Here is a 1,473-nt window from a genome sequence, read left to right on the forward strand (position 1 = left end):
CTAGTGGTTCATCACAGTGATTTTGAGTCTTTGGCGGTGGCTGGATAAGCACGGCCGAGTTTGGCGCGGGCTTTGTCGGTTGTGAACATCCATTTGATGCTGGCTCGGGTTTTGTTTCGGCGCTTTTGCCATGCTGCGATCTCGTTTCGGAGCCTTTTTGGGTCGTCGATGCGGCGGCCAAGGCACTGGCGCTGCAGCACGCTGATCTCGCACTCGACCATGTTGAGCCAACTGGCGTGTTTCGGAGTGAAGTGGAATTCGAGGCGGCGCAGGATGCGTCGGGCCTCGGCGGGCGCGAAGGCCTCATACAGCGCCCCAGGTTTATGGATCGACAGATTGTCCTGTACGACACGGATGCAGGCGGCGTCGGGATAATGGACGTCGACGAGCTCACGTATGCAGTGGGCGTAGTCCACGGCGGCGCGGCGGTCGGTGAGCTTGACGTTGCGCCAGCCCCGATGCGGATCGAAAGTGACGAAGAGATTGACGGTGCCGTTGCGGCGATACTCGTAATCGTAGCGCTCGCGCTGTCCCGGTTGCGCCGGGACCGGCTGGCGCACCTCGCCGATCAGCTGGACGGGTGTCTCGTCGAAGCAAACCAGCGGTCGGGCGGGATCCGGCGTCTCGGCGTAGAGATCGAGCACGTCCTCCATGCGGGCGACGTATTCGCCATCGACATGGGGAATGCACCACATGTCCCTGCGCCATGGCTTGAGATCGTTCTCGGCCAGCCGGCGGCGCACGGTCTCGCCCGACAGGCTGTCGTGATCGGTGAGCTTGACTATCGTGTCGGCCAGAAGCGTCAGCGTCCAGCGTTTGTGGCCGGCGGGCGGCTTGGTGCATGCGGTCGCCACCAGCAGGGCCTCCTCCTTGCCGGTTAGCTTGCGCTTTGCGCCCGGGCGCGGCTCCTCGCTCAAGGCCCGCTCCAGATTGCCTTCCACGAAGCGGCGCTTGATCCGGCCGACGGTGGAGAGGCTGACACTCACGGTCCGGGCAATCTCCTCGTCGCGGCCGCCCCAATCGGTCGCCAGCAAAATCTGCGCCCGCTTAAGCTTGCGGGCGGCGTGTTTGCCGCCGCCGAGCATCGCCGTCAGTTCATCGCGCTCAGCTTGGCTCAATTCGACCCGATAACGTACATTCATGCTTTGCCTCCTTGTCGGAGGCCGGGACGAATCCAGCGATGAGTCAAAAATCAGGCGCGCACTTCACCGAGAAGCAGGGTCATTACCTGGCCTTCATCCATACCTACGCCTACATGTTCGGACGCCCACCCGCCGAAGCCGACATCCAGCGTCACTTCCGCGTCAGCCCGCCTTCGGTCCACCAGATGATCGTCACCCTCGAACGAAACGGCTTCATCCGACGTCAACCCGGCATCCCCAGAAGCATCGAAATCCTCGTGCCGCCCGAAAGCTTGCCGATCCTCCAATGGCTCGGTATCAAAACGTCAAAATCACTATGATGAACCACTAG

Annotated in this window: 2 protein-coding genes; one reads left to right on the top strand and one right to left on the bottom strand. The window is 62.1% G+C overall.

Annotated features, from left to right (window positions below; translation table 11 throughout):
• Window positions 1-11 precede the first annotated feature (11 nt).
• Window positions 12-1,142, bottom strand: coding sequence for an IS630 family transposase (locus JQ624_RS38300; RefSeq protein ID WP_212424027.1), 1,131 nt, complete (start codon window positions 1,140-1,142; stop codon window positions 12-14).
• Window positions 1,143-1,180: 38 nt separating this feature from the next.
• Here JQ624_RS38300 and JQ624_RS38305 point away from each other — a divergent pair, with 38 nt between their 5' ends.
• Window positions 1,181-1,462, top strand: a complete 282-nt coding sequence (locus JQ624_RS38305) for a LexA family transcriptional regulator (protein ID WP_212424028.1) — start codon at window positions 1,181-1,183, stop codon at window positions 1,460-1,462.
• Window positions 1,463-1,473 lie beyond the last annotated feature (11 nt).

Origin of the sequence: Bradyrhizobium sp. AUGA SZCCT0283, from assembly GCF_018130385.1 — a bacterium.
Lineage (GTDB): Bacteria > Pseudomonadota > Alphaproteobacteria > Rhizobiales > Xanthobacteraceae > Bradyrhizobium.

Bases quoted from the DNA above. Each gene is read 5' to 3' on its own strand.
- JQ624_RS38305 (WP_212424028.1), top strand. From the start codon at position 1,181: ATGAGTCAAAAATCAGGCGCGCACTTCACCGAGAAGCAGGGTCATTAC.
- JQ624_RS38300 (WP_212424027.1), bottom strand. From the start codon at position 1,142: ATGAATGTACGTTATCGGGTCGAATTGAGCCAAGCTGAGCGCGATGAA.